The sequence below is a fragment of the Paractinoplanes pyxinae genome (assembly GCF_026626335.1).
GTDB classification, from domain to species: Bacteria; Actinomycetota; Actinomycetes; order Mycobacteriales; family Micromonosporaceae; genus Actinoplanes; species Actinoplanes pyxinae.
This window is the reverse complement of the sequence record NZ_JAPNTZ010000023.1, coordinates 135,012-148,801: the sequence shown is the minus strand read 5'-3', so window position 1 is coordinate 148,801 and position 13,790 is coordinate 135,012. Positions and strand designations below refer to the sequence as shown.

Here is a 13,790-nt window from a genome sequence, read left to right as displayed (position 1 = left end):
GTCAGGTTTTGGCGACAGCATGAGGCTCATGACGAATCAACCACTCAAGGGCAAGGTCGCGCTCGTCGCCGGGGCCACGCGGGGTGCCGGGCGGCAGATCGCGGTGCAGCTGGGAGCGGCCGGCGCCACCGTGTACGCGACCGGGCGCAGCACCCGGGGCCGGCGCTCCGAGATGGATCGGCCCGAGACCATCGAGGAGACGGCCGAAATGGTGACCGCAGCCGGCGGCGAGGGCATCTCGGTCGTGGTCGACCATCTGGTGCCCGAGCAGGTGGAGGCTCTGGCCGGGCGGATCGACCGGGAGCAGGGGCGGCTGGACGTGCTGGTCAACGACGTCTGGGGCGGCGACCCGCTCGCCACCTGGCACAAGCCGGTGTGGGAGCAGTCGCTCGACAAAGGGTTCCGGCTGTTGCGGCTGGCGATCGACACGCACATCGTCACTGCCCACTACGCGATGCCGCTGCTGGTCCGGCAGCCCGGCGGGCTGGTCGTCGAGATGGGCGACGGCACCACCGCGTACAACGACAGCAATTATCGCCTTTCGATCTTCTACGACCTGGCCAAGACGAGCGTGAACCGGCTGGCCTTCGCGTGGTCGGAAGAGTTGGCGCCGCACGGCGGGACGGCTGTCGCGCTGACGCCGGGCTGGCTGCGGTCCGAGATGATGCTCGACAATTTCGGCGTCACCGAGGACAACTGGCGTGACGCCGTCGCCCAGGAACCCCATTTTGCGATCTCCGAGTCCCCCGCGTACGTCGGACGGGCGGTGGCCGCCCTGGCCGGTGATCACGACAAGGCGCGCTGGAACGGCCGGTCGCTGTCGAGCGGCGAACTGGCCCAGGTGTACGGCTTCACCGACCTCGACGGCAGCCGCCCCGACGCCTGGCGCTACCTGGTCGAGGTGCAGGACCCGGGCAAGCCGGCCGACGTCACCGGCTACCGGTAGAGCTCGCTCGTCCGGCCCGCCGCCTCGCTGATCCGGGCGCGCAACGACGCCGGGGCCAGCACCTCCACCTCGGGCCCGAGCCGCAGCATGTACGTGTAGGCGACGTCGAGCGATTCGACGGGGAGCCGGACGCGCGTCCATCCGTCCGCGTCCGGTTCTTCCGCCTTCGCCTCCTGCACGGCCACCTCTTCCACCGCGAACCGCAGCAGTCGCAGGCCGTCGGGGCTGAGCCGGATCGTGATCTCTTCCCGCAGCATCTGCCGCACGAACTCGACGGCCCGCGCGGCCCAGAACGCCGGCAGGTCGAAGCCGGGGTCGCGTTCGAACGTGCGCCCGGTCGGCGCCACCTCGACGATCCGGTCGACCCGGTACGAGCGCAGCGACTCCCCCACCCGGCCGACCAGGTACCAGACGCCGTTCTTCAGGACCAGCCCGTACGGCTCGACGGTGCGCTCGACCTCGTCGCGGCGCCGGTATCGCATGATCAGTTCCAGGTCCTGCCACACCGCCTGGGCCAGCTCGCCCAGCACCGGCGGCGTCTCGGGATCGTGGAACCAGCCCGGCGCGTCGAGGTGGAAGCGCTGCCCGGCGATCGACGACGCGTCCCGCAGTCCCGGCGGCAGCGCGGCCAGCACCTTCAGCTGCGCCGTCCGGGCCGGTTCGCTCAGCCCCAGCTCACGGGCCGGTCCGGGCAGCCCGGCCAGGAACAACGCCTCGGCCTCGGCCCGGGACAGGCCGGTGAGCCGGGTGCGGTAGCCGTCGACCAGCTGATAGCCGCCGGCCCGGCCCTGCGACGCGTACACCGGCACCCCGGCCGCCGACAGCTCGACGACGTCGCGGTAGACCGTGCGCTCCGAGACCTCGAGCTCTTTGCTCAGCTCGGCCGCCGTCATCGAGCCGCGCGACTGCAGCAGCAACACCAGGTTGATGAGTCGCGCGGCCCGGATGACGGATCAGCGCCCGCGTCGGGCCCGAACGTAGTCGTCGACCACGTACCGTCCCAGCTCGTCGGCGTCCGGGCTGAACACCCGGCCGCCGTTGCGTTCGGCCACCGCGGCCACGAACCGCTGCAGCCCGTCGTCCTCGCCCAGCATGAAGAAGTTGAGCGTGGCCCCGAACCGGGTCAGGTGGTCGACCTCGTGGATGGTGGCCCGGATCGTCTCGGGCAGCGGCGGCCACCAGAACATGGCCTCGCCGTCCGGTTCGAGGTGGGCCGTCGGCTCGCCGTCGGTCACCACCAGCACCACCGGCTCGGCCCCCGGGTGCCGGCGCAGGTGCCGGCCGGCCAGCTTGAGCGCGTGCTGCAGGTTGGTGCCCTTCTCGGCCGTGGGGTCGATCGCGGCCAGCTGCCCCTGCGACAGCGCGTTGGCGTACTTGCCGAACCCGATGATCTGCAGCGAATCCTGCGGGAACTGGGTCGCCACCAGGTGCGACAGCGCCAGCGCGGTCTGCTTCATCGGACCCCAGCGCCCGTCGGCGTACATCGAGTAGGACAGGTCGACGCAGAGCGCGACCGCCGCCGAGGCCCGCCGCTCGGTCTCGGCCACCTCGAAGTCGTCCGGCTCGAGGCGTACGGGCAACACGCCCACCCCACCTGCGCCGGCCCGCCGCCGCACCGCGTTGCCGATCGTGCGCACCACGTCGAGCGGCTGCTCGTCGCCGAACTCCCAGCGCCGCGACGATCCGATCAGGTCGCCCGCCGCCCCGGCGTCGCGCAGGTCGTGTTGCCCCTGCTTGCGGCCCGACAGATCTTCGAAGACCTGGGCCAGTGCCGTACGCCCGAGCCGCCGCAACGCCTTGGGCGAGAGCGTCAGCCCCTCGCTGTCCCGGGTGACCCAGCCCTGCCGGCTGAGCTCGCGTTCCAGTTCGCGCAGCCGGCGGACGTCGTCGGCCGCGCCCCGGCCCAGCTGGCGCTCGACCATCTCGACGTCCACGTCGTCGAGCGTGGCCCCCGGATGCTCCTGCCCCAGCTGGTCGAGCAGCTCGTCCAGCTCGCCGATCTCGCCCAGGGCGGCCGCCGCATCGCCGTACCCCAGGTCTTGCGGGCCCCGCATGCGCTCGCCCCGACCCCAGTTGAGGTTGGGCCGCAGCGCCCGCAGGTTGTCGGTCAGCTCGCCGAGCTGACCGCGCAGCGGACCGTCGCCGAGAGCCTGGTCCATCAGCCGCGACAGCTCTTCCTGCTGCTGCGGTGACAGCGACCGCATCAGCCGCTCGGCCGCCGCGGCCTGCCGGGCCAGCGAGTCGATCAGCTCGTCGACGTTCTGCGGATTGCCCGGGAAGAACTGGCCGTGCTTGTCCATGAACTGCTGGAACGCGTCGGACGTGTCCTCGCCGCGGGCGTGCTTGGCCAGCAGGTCGTTGAGGTCGGACACCATCTCGCTGACGCCCTGCATGTCGCCCTGCTGCAGCGCCTGCTTCATGCCGGCGAACCGCTGCTCGACCACCTCGCGCCGCAGACCGTCGAGGATCTGCTGGTAGAGCTGGCGAGCCTCGTCCGACGCCCAGTTGTAGTCGGACAGCTCTTCCACCGCGCGCGACGTCGAGCGGGGCAGGTTGTCGAGCATCGCCTCGTTGAACCGGGCCTCGTCGTCGTCACGGCGGGTCAGCTCGTCCCGCTCGGCCGCCACGGCCTGGTCGAGCAGCTGCTGGGCCCGGGTGACGGCGCCGTCCAGGTTGCCCCGGCGCAACGCCTCACGCCGCAACCGGCGGGCCCGGTCGCGCAGCGCGTCGAGTCCGCGGCCGTCCTGTGGGCCCCGGCGTACGAGGTCACGCAGCACGTCACGCAGGCTGTCGCCGGCCAGGACACGCTCGCCGACCTCGTCGACGGCCGCCCGCACGTCGTACGGCGGGGCGAGCGGGTCGGGCCCGTCCCGCCAGGCGCCGTACCTGAACCTGCCGGAAGCCATGATCAGCTCCCGTACAGGGTGCGGCCGTCGTCGGTCATTTCCTTGGCCAGCCGTCTGGTCAGGTGCAGCCCCTCGAGCACGAACTCGACGGCCGAGGCCGCCTGCCCCGGCGAAGGCGCGTCGCCCAGGCCGAGCCGGTCGAGCACCTTGGCCAGGCCGGGCACGGTGCCGATCTGGCTCAGCAGCTCGTCCGCGCTGACCAGGTCGCCCGTCTCGATGATGGCGCCCTCGGCGACCAGGTCGGTGAAGCCCGACAGGTCGAGCCCGGCCAGCCGGTCGCGGAACGTCTCGGCCGTGGCGACCCGCAGCAGGTGGGCCAGGACCTCGGTCTCGCGCCCCTCTTCACCGCTCTCGAACTCGACCTTGCCCCGCAGCGTCGACGTCACCGAGACGGTGTCGCAGACACGGGCCACGGCCTCACGCTCCTGCCGCAGACCGCTGCGACGCAGGGCCGAGGCCGCCGTCGTCTCGGCCGCCGCGATGGCGAACCGGGCCGAGATGCCCGACCGCGCGTCCACGGCCGGCGACTCGCGCACCGCGCGCGTGTACCGGGCCAGGACGTCGATCAGGTGGTCCGGCACGGCGGCCACCAGTGCGGCCTCCTGCCGGATCAGCTCGGTCTCGAGCGACAGGTCGACCGGGTAGTGGGTGCGGATCTCGGCCCCGAACCGGTCTTTCAGCGGCGTGATGATGCGGCCGCGGTTCGTGTAGTCCTCGGGGTTGGCCGAGGCCACCAGCAGCAGGTCGAGCGGCAGGCGCAGCTGGTAGCCGCGGACCTGGATGTCGCGCTCCTCGAGCACGTTGAGCAGCGACACCTGGATGCGCTCGGCCAGGTCGGGCAGCTCGTTGACGGCGAAGATGCCCCGGTTGGTGCGCGGCACCAGGCCGAAGTGGATCGTGTCGGGGTCGCCCAGGGCGCGGCCCTCGGCCACCTTGATCGGGTCGACGTCGCCGATCAGGTCGCCGACGCTGGTGTCGGGGGTGGCCAGCTTCTCGCCGTACCGCTCGGAGCGGTGCAGCCACCCGACGGGCAGCAGGTCGCCCGTCTCGGCGACCAGGCGGCGGGAAGCCGGAGTCAGCGGGTGGTAGGGATGCTCGTGCAGCTCGGAGCCGGCGATGACCGGCGTCCACTCGTCGAGCAGGTCGATCAGGCCGCGGATGAGCCTGGTCTTGCCCTGGCCGCGCTCGCCCAGCAGCACCATGTCGTGCCCGGCCAGCAGGGCCCGCTCGACCTCGGGCAGGACGGTGTCGTCGTAGCCCACGATGCCGGGGAAGCGCGGCTCGCCCGAACGCAGGCGGGCCAGCAGGTTGTCGCGCAGCTCTTCCTTGACGGTGCGGAACTCGTGGCCGGAGGCCCGCAGCTCGCCCAGGGTGCGCGGAAGGTCGGACGGAGGTGTGATCGCGGTTGGTGCATCTGTCACCGGACGAACGCTACTCCGGCCCTGTGACAATCTGCCGCTCGTCGCTCGGCGGGAACAGCTTCCGCACCGCCGCGACGACTGCTTTCCGGCGCCGGTCCGGGAAGTCGTTGCCCGGAGTGACCACGGACTGCCCGGCCCAGGCCATGGCGATCTGGTTGACGAACATGAGGATGTCGACGGCGTCCCAGCCGTCGTCGAGCTGCCCGTCCCGCTGCGCTGCCGCCAGCGTCTCGATCTTGCGGCCCATCGACGCGCGGAGCGGGTTGTCCCCCGGATCGTCGGCCGGCAGCTCGAGCTGGCCCCACATCATCAGCCGGTACCGCTCGGGGTGGGCGGTGAAATAGTCGTAGACCCGACCGGCGTACTCGGGAAGGTCTTTCGGATCGAGCCGCGTGGCCTCGGCGATCGCGGTGAGCTCCTGGGCGGCGACGTGCCGGTAGAGCGCTTCCTTGCCGCGGTAGTACGCGTAGATGCGCTCCTTGCTGGTACGCGCCTCTTTGGCGATCCGCTCGATCCGGGCGCCGGCGATGCCGTGCCGGGCGAACTCGGCCGTGGCGGCGGCGACGATGCGCTCCTCGGTCGAGTCCATGGTCACAAGATTACGGCCGGATTGGCGTCCGCCCGATCACGGGCTAGGGTCAAACCAAACAGTTTGGTTTGGAGATCATCATGCAGCAACGCACTCTCGGCACGCAGGGCCTGACCGTCTCCGCCATCGGCTACGGCGCGATGGGCATCAACCTGGCCTACGGCCCCGGCGACGAGCAGGACGGCATCGACGCCATCCGCAAGGCCCACGACCTGGGCGTCACCTTCTTCGACACCGCCGAGCTGTACGGGTGGGGCGAGAACGAGAAGGTCGTCGGCCGCGCCGTCAAGGACTTCCGCGACGAGATCGTCATCGCCACCAAGTTCGGCTTCACGCGCGACTTCGGCTTCGACAGCCGCCCCGCGCACATCCGCGAGGTCGTCGAGAACAGCCTGCGCTACCTGGGCGTGGACACGATCGACGTGCTCTACCAGCACCGCGTCGACCCCGACGTGCCGATCGAGGACGTGGCCGGCACGGTCAAGGAGTTCATCGACGCCGGCAAAGTGAAGTACTTCGGGCTCAGCGAGGCCGGCACTTCCACCATCCGGAAAGCGCACGCGGTGCAGCCGGTGTCGGTGCTGCAGACGGAGTACTCGCTGTTCGAGCGCGACGTCGAGCAACTGTTCCCCACGCTGCGCGAGCTGGGCATCGGCTTCGTGGCCTACTCCCCGCTGGGCCGCGGCTTCCTGACCGGCGCGGCCAAGCCGGCCGCCGACTACGACGAGTCCGACATGCGCCGCCACGACCCGCGCTGGCAGCCCGGCAACTACGAGCAAAACCTCGACGCCGTACGTCGTCTGAGCGAACTCGCTGCCAGTCGGGGCGCCACAGTGTCACAGCTCGCGCTGGCCTGGCTGCTGGCCCAGGGCGAAGACATCGTGCCCATCCCCGGCAGCCGCAACGTGGCCCGCGTCGAGGAGAACATCGCGGCCGCTTCCCTGTCGCTTTCCGCCGACGACCTGGCCGCGATCGCCAAGATTCTGCCGTCCGGCGGCGTCGGCGCACGCTACGCCGGCGGCATGACCCCCACCTGGGTCTGACGTCGTGGCCTAATTCCTCTGGCGCGCTTCCCGTACGGACGGCAGGCTGACGCCCATGACGGTGGTGCAGCGATACGTGGCTTTCAGCGAAGATCCCGCGGGCGGCAACCCGGCCGGCGTGGTGCTGGACGCATCGACCCTGGACGACGCGACCATGCTGAAGATAGCGGCCGACGTGGGCTACTCGGAGACGGCTTTCGTAACGCGCGACCTCGGCGGCGGGCGATACCGGGTGCGGTATTTCAGCCCGCTGGCCGAGGTCCCGTTCTGCGGCCACGCGACGGTGGCCACCGGGGTGGCGCTGGGAGCCGGCTCCTACGTCTTCACAACCAACTCCGGCGACGTGCCGGTGCTGGTCGCCGACGGGCAGGCCACGCTGACCAGCGTCGCGCCAACCATCGACGAGCTGCCCCCGTCGACGCTGGCGGCTTTGCTCACCGCGCTGCGCTGGTCGGCCGACGACCTCGACCCGTCTCTGCCGCCGCAGATTGCTTACGCCGGGGCTTATCACCCGATCATCGCGGCTGGCTCCCGTTCGCGGCTGGCGCAGCTGGATTACCACTTCGACGCCTTGAAGGCGTTGATGGAGTCGCACGGGTGGACGACCATTCAGCTGGTCTACCGCACGGGGCCGGACAGTTTTGACGTGCGGGATCCGTTCCCGGTTGGTGGGGTGGTAGAGGACCCGGCCACGGGGGCCGCTGCGGCGGCGCTTGGGGGGTATTTGCGGGCTTTGCGGTTGGTGTCGCCTGACGCGGTTCTGCATTTGCGTCAAGGGGATGATCTGGGGCGGGCCAGCCGGCTGACGGTGAGGCTTGTGCCTGGGGAGCCTGGGGTGATGGTTAGTGGGGCTGCTGTGGCGCTTTCCTAGGGGCCACCGACGTCTTGGATGGGCTGAGCGGGGCCTGTTCGGGTGGCGCCATCGTGGTCTTTGTGGGTGCGGCCTGTTGCGGTTTGTTGGTGGTTGCGCGGCTTGCCAGGCCAGCAGCGTCGTGGCCTTTGTGGGTGCGGCCCGTCGCGGTTTGCTGGTGGTTGCGCGGCTGGCCAGGCCAGCAGCGTCGTGGTTCTTGTGGGTGCGGCCCGTCGCGGGTCGCTGGTGTTTACGCGGCTTGCCAGGCCAGCAGCGTCGTGGTCTCTGTGGGTGCGGCCTGTTGCGGTTTGCTGGTGGTTGCGCGGCTCGCCAGGCCAGCAGCGTCGTGGTCTCTGTGGGTGCGGCCCGTCGCGGTCTGCTGGTGGCTGGGCGGCTTGCCAGGCCAGCAGCGTCGTGGTCTCTGTGAGTGCGGCCCGTCGCGGTCTGCTGGTGGCTGGGCGGCTTGCCAGGCCAGCAGCGTCGTGGCCCTTGTGAGTGCGGCCCGTCGCGGTTCGCTGGTGGTTGCGCGGCTTGCCAGGCCAGCAGCGTCGTGGCCCTTGTGAGTGCGGCCCGTCGCGGTTCGCTGGTGGTTGCGCGGCTCGCCAGGCCAGCAGCGTCGTGGTCTTTCTAAGTGCGGCCCGTCGCGGGTCGCTGGTGGTTGCGCGGCTCAACACTCGCTGTGAGTTCGGGGCGCTGCGTTGGCTTTTTGGATCTTTGGGTGGTTGGCCGGCTGTTCGGGGGCGGGGCTGGGCCGACGGGGTGGGGTCTTGGGTCGCGGTGACGTTGTTGCTGGTGGAGGTGGGCTCGACGGGAACGTCGTCGGGTGGGGCCTCGGCGGCGATGGTCGGTGAATCTGCGGCTGCGTCGCGGACTTCGACTTCTTTGGGCGAGGACTGGCGTTGGTCTGCGGGCGGGGCGGTAGGAGTGCTGGCCGGAGGTTCGGGTGGTGGCGGCGGCGCGGGGTCGTGGTGGGGTTCGGGGTCGATGATCGCTCGGCGTTGGCAGCTCAGGCGGGCGCGCTTGAGGGCGTGGCGTTGCTGAAGGCCCCAGGCGCGGTGGCGTTCGTGTTCCTTGCGGAACTCTTCGCCGCTGGGAGAATAGTTTCGGCGGCGGGTTCGGTCTCTCATTGTGGCCAGCTGTGCCGAGGTGAAGAATTGCAACTGCCCCATAGGAATATTGTCCCGCAACCCGCGCCCAAAAGCCCGGGGCGATCGGCTCTCGATCATGCCAACCTTGCATTTGGTTCGATCTGGCAACCGCCGGTATTCCACGTCAGATATAGAATTAATCATCACCAAGTTGGCTCACCAGCTGGCGCGGTTGCGCTGCTCGCCGCGCCCTCGCCCGATCGTTCGCCGGCCAATTCATGCGCACAGAAGAGCGGCAGGCAGAGTGATCACGCGCGAGAAGAAATCCCAAGAACCAAGACACGGCAATACAACAAACCAACGACTTGCCGTTCAAGAGAAATCACTCGCATAGCGGAATCGAAAGAAAGCACATCTCCCACGCCACCCAGAAAGACGCCCTCAACCGACCCCCGCCGCAACCTGCCCCACTCGCCTCGACCACGACGCCGGTGGCCTGGCTAGCCGCGCAACCACCAACAAACCGCAACAGGCCGCACCCACAAAGACCACGACGCTGCTGGCCTGGCATGCCGCGCAACCACCAGCGAACCGCAACAGGCCGCACCCACAAAGACCACGACGCCGATGGCCTGGCCAGCCGCCCAACCACCAAAACCGGCCGCACCCACCCCGACCACCACGCCGGCCAACATCCCCGACAGGCATAAGATGACCCCGCGATGAGTGCCACCTTAATTGCCCGGGATCTAGCCGCTGGGCACGGCGACCGCGTCCTCTTCTCCAACCTCGACCTGGTGGTCGCTCCGGGCGACACCATAGGCCTGGTCGGGGTGAACGGCTCCGGCAAGACGACCTTGATGCGCACCCTGGCCGGCCTCCTCCCCCGGGAAAGCGGCTCGATCTCCCTGAGCCCACCGACCGCCAACGTCGGCTACCTCCCCCAGGAAAGGGAGCGCCGCGAAGGTGAAACGGTCCGTGACTTTCTGGCCCGCCGCACCGGTGTCGGCCCGGCTCAGGCGGCGCTCGACAAAGCCACCCAAGACCTGACCGAAGGCAAGCCCGGCGCCGACGACGAGTACGCCACGGCCTTGGAGCGGTGGCTCGACCTGGGCGGCGCCGATTTCGACGAGCGGGCCGAGCAAGTGGCCGATAACCTCGACCAGTTGATGACTGCCCTGTCCGGTGGGCAGGCGGCCCGCGCGGGCATGGCGTCTCTGCTGCTCAGCCGGTACGACATCTTTCTGCTCGACGAACCGACCAACGACCTCGATCTGGACGGATTGCAGCAGCTGGAGCAGTTCATCCAGCGCCAGAGCAAGGGCATCCTGCTCGTCAGCCACGACCGGGAATTTCTCAGCCGTACGGTGACCAAGGTTCTGGAACTTGACCTGGCTCAGCAGCAGGTCAACCTGTACGGCGGCGGGTATGCCAGCTACCTCGAGGAGCGGGAGCGGGGGCGGCGGCACGCGCGGGAGCAGTACGAGGAGTACGCGGACAAGAAGGACGATCTGCTCGAGCGGGCCCGGATGCAGCGCGCCTGGATGGACAAGGGGGTGCGTAACGCTCGGCGGAAGGCTCCGGACAACGACAAGATCGCCAAGCATCAGCGGGGCGAGACCAGTGAGAAGCAGGCGGCCAAGGCTCGGCAGACCGAGAAGATGATCGAGCGGCTGGAGGTTGTCGAGGAGCCTCGCAAGGAGTGGGAGCTGCGGATGGAGATCGCGGCGGCTCCGCGGTCCGGGTCTGTGGTGGCTACCTTGCGTGATGCTGTCGTGCGGCGTGGTGACTTCACGTTGGGGCCGGTCACTTTGCAGATCGACTGGGCCGATCGGGTGGCCATCACGGGGAGCAACGGGTCGGGCAAGTCCACTCTGCTGGGTGCGCTGCTGGGGCGGATTCCGCTGAGCGAGGGCGTGGAGCACCTTGGCTCGGGGGTGGTCGTGGGGGAGATCGACCAGGCGAGGGGGCTTTTCCTCGGCGAGAAGTCGCTGATGGTGGCGTTCGGTGAGGCCGTGCCGGAGATGAGCGACGCTGACGTACGAACGCTGTTGGCCAAGTTCGGGCTGCGGGCGGCGCACGTGCCCCGGCCGGCGGCCAGCCTGTCGCCGGGTGAGCGGACCCGGGCCGCGCTGGCGCTGCTGCAGGCGCGCGGGGTCAACCTGCTGGTGCTGGACGAGCCGACCAACCACCTCGACCTGGCGGCGATCGAGCAGCTCGAGTCGGCCCTGACCTCGTACACGGGAACGCTTCTGCTCGTCACCCACGACCGGCGCATGCTAGAGGCGGTCACCATCACCCGGCACCTCGAGGTGGCCGACGGGAAAGTCACTGGGTAAAGCGCATCGACGCGGGGAACTACCGTGGTCACGTCTCGACCAGGAGGTCCCATGCGTCAGTCCACCATCGCGCTGGTCGCGGCGATCGGCCTGCTCGGCGGGTGCTCGATCGTGGACATCCAGCCCGACCAGCGGCAGGCCGCGCCGCGCCAGGACGTGGTGACGCCGGCCCTGCAGGACGTCGAACGTTTCTGGGCGGCGAACTTCGGCACGGTCGCCGACGGCGCCCGGTTCACCCCGGTGCAGGGCGGCAAGTTCCCGTACACCCGCAACGATCCGCCGCCGGCCTGCGGCGGGCAGGCGAGCGACTACCAGCCGAACGCGTTCTACTGCCCGCCCGACGACTTCATCGCCTGGGACGCCGATCAGCTGATCCCCGAACTGCAGGAGACGTACGGCGATCTGCTGGTCGGTTTCGTCATGGCCCACGAGTACGGGCACGCCATCCAGGCCCGGATCGGCCCGGACAACCAGCCCACCGTGGTGCTGGAGCAGCAGGCCGACTGCTACGCCGGGGCCTGGCTGGCCGACGTGCTGGCCGGGAAGTCGACCGCGTTCAAGGACGTGACCGCGAGCCAGCTCGACGACACGGTGGCCGGCATGCTCTCGCTGCGCGACCAGCCCGGCACCCCGGCCCTGGCCGAGGGCGCGCACGGCAACGCGTTCGACCGGATCCGCGCGCTGCAGGACGGCGTGGATGAGGGCGTCACCACCTGCGCCGGCTACCGCGCCCGGAACCTGCCCGTCACCGAGGTGCCGTTCAGCACGCCGGAGGATCAGGCCAGCGGCGGCAACCTCGAGTACGACCGGGCGGTCAGCGCCCTGGCCGACGACGCCCAGAAGTACTGGCAGCGCACCTACCCCGAGCTGACCAACGGCCAGGCCTGGGCCGACCTGCCCCTCCAGCCGTTCCGGGCCGGCGAGCCACCGGAATGCGCCAACCCGGACGCGGCGGCCGAGGGCGCGGCCTTCTACTGCCCGGACGGCGACTTCGCGGCGTTCGACAGCACCCGCCTCGGCCCGGCCCTGCACCAGCGGATCGGCGACTTCGCGCTCGGCATGATGCTGGGCGACCTGTTCTCCCGCGCCGTGCAGACCCGCCGCGGGCAGGAGACCCGCACCGAGCAGGGCCAGCTGGCGGTCGACTGCCTGGCCGGCGCGTGGACCAACGACCTGCTGACCCGGCCTCCGGGCAGCGAGCTGACCCTCTCCCCGGGCGACCTCGACGAGGCCGTGCAGGCGCTGCTGGCGTTCGGCCGCAACGCCGAGGGCACCGGGCCGACCGCGTTCGACCGCATCGGCGCCTACCGCGAGGGCACGCTCAAGGGGCTCGACGCCTGCACCGGCTAACATCGCCGGGTGCCGGAGATCGTGGAGCTGCTCGCTTCGCCGGTGCACCGGTTCGAGGGGCGCCCGTCGGACGGGCCGGCGCTCGCTCCGGTGGGTGAGCTGGTCGATTGCGTACGGGTGCGGGCCGGGCTGGGGATCGTCGGTGATCGGTACTTCAACCAGCCCGCGCACCGCGACGCCAGCGTGACGGTGATCAGCCAGGAGTCGCTGCCGCCGGGCACCGGGCTGCTCGCGGTGCGGCGCAACATCCTGGTCGCGGGGCTGCCGGTCGACGACCTGGTCGGCTCGGTGCTGACGCTCGATTCCGGGGACGGTCCGGTCCGGATGCAGGTCAATCGCCGGGCGCACCCGTGCGCGTGGATGGATGTGACGGTCGGGCCGGGAGCGTGGAAGGCCCTGCGGGGCAAGGGCGGCGTCCGCTGCACGCCGCTCGACGACGGGATTCTGCGGGTCGGGCCGCTCAGGTGACCCGTGCGACGAGGCCGGTCAGCGCGGCCGCGACGTCGGCCAGGCCCGCGTGCGGGGCGCCGCCGGGCTCTTTCATGTAGGTGTCGCGGCGGATCTCGATCATCACGGCGGTCACCGCCGGCTCCTGCCGGTAGTAGCGCAGCGGCACGTAGCAGCCGGCGAACGGGGTGTTGACCAGCGTCGCGTACGGGCCGAAGCCGGCCGGCAGCAGCGACGGCGGGGTGTGGAAGTCGTCGGCGCCCAGGCACACCGGCGGGCGCGGGCCGTCGCCGTGCAGCTCGTAGGGCAGCGGCTCGGTGGGGTACGAGTGGACGTCGACGATCACTGCCCGGCCCGTGGCTTCCAGGCGCTCGGCCACCAGGTCGGTCATTGCTTGCGCGTACGGATGGAAATGCTCGTCCAGCAAGCCGTGATCACCGTCGTCGGCTCGCAGCCGCCGACCGGCGTACCCGTGGGTGTAGACGGGCCCCATGCCGGACGCCCGCATCTCCTCCCGCTCGTCCGGGAAGCGCTCGGGGTCGACGACCAGCCGCGAAAGTTCGTTGGTGAACACCCAGGGTCGTACGGCCGAAGCCTCCGCCGCCCTCGCGGCGATCACGTCGGTGTGGGCGTCGGTCAGGTGGTCGAGTTCGTCGGCCAGCTCGTCGTCGCTCCGCACGATCGACGCCCGGGCGGCCGGCGTGAGCTCGCGCGAGGCGTGCGGAACGTGCAGGATCACCGGCGAGCGCGCGTCCCCGGGCCGGACGTGAAAGACCACCTGACCAGGATAGATCGCGAATCAGGCTCATTT

At 70.3% G+C, this 13,790-nt stretch carries 11 protein-coding genes; 6 read left to right on the top strand and 5 right to left on the bottom strand.

Annotation, left to right across the window (positions count from 1 at the left end):
* The first annotated feature begins 28 nt into the window (after positions 1 to 28).
* Positions 29 to 946 carry an SDR family oxidoreductase gene (locus tag OWR29_RS44470; RefSeq protein ID WP_267569687.1) on the top strand — a complete coding sequence of 306 codons (918 nt, stop codon included), beginning with the start codon at positions 29 to 31 and terminating at the stop codon, positions 944 to 946.
* Here the strand turns inward: OWR29_RS44470 and OWR29_RS44465 are convergent.
* From OWR29_RS44465 to OWR29_RS44450, 4 genes are read right to left on the bottom strand one after another with little or no spacing between them, the layout of a single operon-like run.
* Complete coding sequence (locus OWR29_RS44465; RefSeq protein ID WP_498371641.1) at positions 937 to 1,866, bottom strand: helix-turn-helix transcriptional regulator; 930 nt, start codon at positions 1,864 to 1,866, stop codon at positions 937 to 939. The two genes, OWR29_RS44470 and OWR29_RS44465, sit on opposite strands and share 10 nt — an antisense overlap.
* 33 nt (positions 1,867 to 1,899) lie before the next feature.
* On the bottom strand, positions 1,900 to 3,852 hold the full coding sequence (locus OWR29_RS44460; protein WP_267569686.1) for a vWA domain-containing protein: 1,953 nt from the start codon (positions 3,850 to 3,852) through the stop codon (positions 1,900 to 1,902).
* A gap of 2 nt (positions 3,853 to 3,854) precedes the next feature.
* Positions 3,855 to 5,273 carry a sigma 54-interacting transcriptional regulator gene (locus OWR29_RS44455; RefSeq protein WP_267569685.1) on the bottom strand — a complete coding sequence of 473 codons (1,419 nt, stop codon included), beginning with the start codon at positions 5,271 to 5,273 and terminating at the stop codon, positions 3,855 to 3,857.
* 10 nt (positions 5,274 to 5,283) lie between these two features.
* Positions 5,284 to 5,862, bottom strand: coding sequence for a TetR/AcrR family transcriptional regulator (locus tag OWR29_RS44450; RefSeq protein WP_267569684.1), 579 nt, complete (start codon positions 5,860 to 5,862; stop codon positions 5,284 to 5,286).
* A gap of 80 nt (positions 5,863 to 5,942) precedes the next feature.
* Here OWR29_RS44450 and OWR29_RS44445 point away from each other — a divergent pair, with 80 nt between their 5' ends.
* The 5 genes from OWR29_RS44445 (at position 5,943) to OWR29_RS44425 (ending at position 13,000) form a co-directional block, all read left to right on the top strand.
* Positions 5,943 to 6,905 carry an aldo/keto reductase gene (locus tag OWR29_RS44445; RefSeq protein ID WP_267569683.1) on the top strand — a complete coding sequence of 321 codons (963 nt, stop codon included), beginning with the start codon at positions 5,943 to 5,945 and terminating at the stop codon, positions 6,903 to 6,905.
* A gap of 55 nt (positions 6,906 to 6,960) precedes the next feature.
* Positions 6,961 to 7,776: a PhzF family phenazine biosynthesis protein gene (locus OWR29_RS44440; RefSeq protein WP_267569682.1), complete on the top strand. Its 816-nt coding sequence runs from the start codon at positions 6,961 to 6,963 to the stop codon at positions 7,774 to 7,776.
* 1,789 nt (positions 7,777 to 9,565) lie between these two features.
* Positions 9,566 to 11,182, top strand: coding sequence for an ABC-F family ATP-binding cassette domain-containing protein (locus tag OWR29_RS44435; RefSeq protein ID WP_267569680.1), 1,617 nt, complete (start codon positions 9,566 to 9,568; stop codon positions 11,180 to 11,182).
* A gap of 51 nt (positions 11,183 to 11,233) precedes the next feature.
* Positions 11,234 to 12,532, top strand: coding sequence for a neutral zinc metallopeptidase (locus tag OWR29_RS44430; RefSeq protein ID WP_267569679.1), 1,299 nt, complete (start codon positions 11,234 to 11,236; stop codon positions 12,530 to 12,532).
* 9 nt (positions 12,533 to 12,541) lie between these two features.
* Positions 12,542 to 13,000, top strand: a complete 459-nt coding sequence (locus OWR29_RS44425; protein ID WP_267569678.1) for a molybdenum cofactor biosysynthesis protein — start codon at positions 12,542 to 12,544, stop codon at positions 12,998 to 13,000.
* Here the strand turns inward: OWR29_RS44425 and OWR29_RS44420 are convergent.
* The gene (locus tag OWR29_RS44420) at positions 12,993 to 13,757 is read right to left on the bottom strand and encodes an N-formylglutamate amidohydrolase (RefSeq protein ID WP_267569677.1); all 765 of its coding nucleotides are present in this window, start codon (positions 13,755 to 13,757) and stop codon (positions 12,993 to 12,995) included. The two genes, OWR29_RS44425 and OWR29_RS44420, sit on opposite strands and share 8 nt — an antisense overlap.
* Positions 13,758 to 13,790: the final 33 nt, after the last annotated feature.